Raw genomic sequence first — 1,243 nt, forward strand, 5'->3', positions numbered from 1 at the left:
AAGAAATTAGACAACCAAAAAAGTGTTTAAATAAAAGAAAAGAACGTGAAGAAGATCAAATTGAAAAAAGGGAAAATAAAAGAAGAACTTTGAAGACTATTATTGAAAAATTGGATTTAGAAATTGAAGAAGAAAGGGAAATAGATAATGGACAACGTATTACAACTGAAAATTTAATTAAGCTTTTAAAGGAAATGGAAAAAATGTATAATTTAGCAAGAAGATCAGATGAATTAGAAAAATTATATTTATTTAATTATGCTGAAAGCTTTCAATTGAGATTAAAAAGTGAAACAGAAAAGAATTTAGCAGAACAAATGGCAAGAACAAAAGTGTATAAAGAAATATTTGACATTGGAGGGTTTAAAGAAAAGGATTATGAGAAAATAAAGAAAAGAACACAAAGGGCAGAAAAATTTTATAAATTATTAAAAGAAGCAGGCGGAAGAGAAAAAATTAAGTTTCTTGAAGAAATTAGTATTGAAAAAATTATTAAATTAACAAAGGAAGAAATAGAATATGCGATAAAAGAATTGAATGATAAAAAGAATAAGAGTAAAATAAATAAAATAGGTAAGATACCTACAATTATAGTAACTTTAGTAGAATAATTAAGAGAAAAAATGAATGTATGAACGACAAAATTAGGGTTTTCAGGATATTATAATTTTAATGTAAATTGTAAGATTTAAGAGAGTTGAAAATTAATTGGAAAAATGTATTTGTAAAGAAAGGTTTGCAAGGGATTTTTCATTGCGATGGTGGGGCAATGATATAAAAATTAAGACCCTTAGTAGGAGATTCAAAAATAATGTTATTGAATGATAAGAAAGATTTTAGAAAGATTAATGAACATGATAATTGATGATTACACCTCAGTGTAATAAGAGTTATAATTAAAAGGTCAGAACTTGTAAGAATAGAATGTATTCAATAAGAAATACGCTTACAGAGCCTTGATTTAGAAAGTTGTATAATTAAAAGGTCAGAACTTGTAAGAATAGAATGTATTCGTAAAGGAATACGCTTACAAAGCCTTGATTTGAAAAGTTATTAATAAAATTTATTGAAAAATATACTCCAAGAAGTGAAATAAGAAAGTTGTGAGAATATAATATATTCATAAAGGAATATGCTCACAGAGCTTCTTTGAGGGCTGCCTTAGAAGGTATGAGAATATAATGTATTCATAAAGGAGTACGCTCATAACCTCATGTCTAAGAAGTTAGAATTTGTATGACAA

General features: G+C 25.8%; 1 protein-coding gene. It reads left to right on the top strand.

Annotation, left to right across the window (positions count from 1 at the left end; genetic code table 11):
- On the top strand, positions 1-611 hold a 611-nt coding region (locus DMG62_25050), incomplete at its 5' end, for a hypothetical protein (protein PYY19047.1).
- Positions 612-1,243: the final 632 nt, after the last annotated feature.

The organism is Acidobacteriota bacterium, from assembly GCA_003225175.1.
Classification (GTDB): domain Bacteria; phylum Acidobacteriota; class Terriglobia; order Terriglobales; family Acidobacteriaceae; genus Gp1-AA112.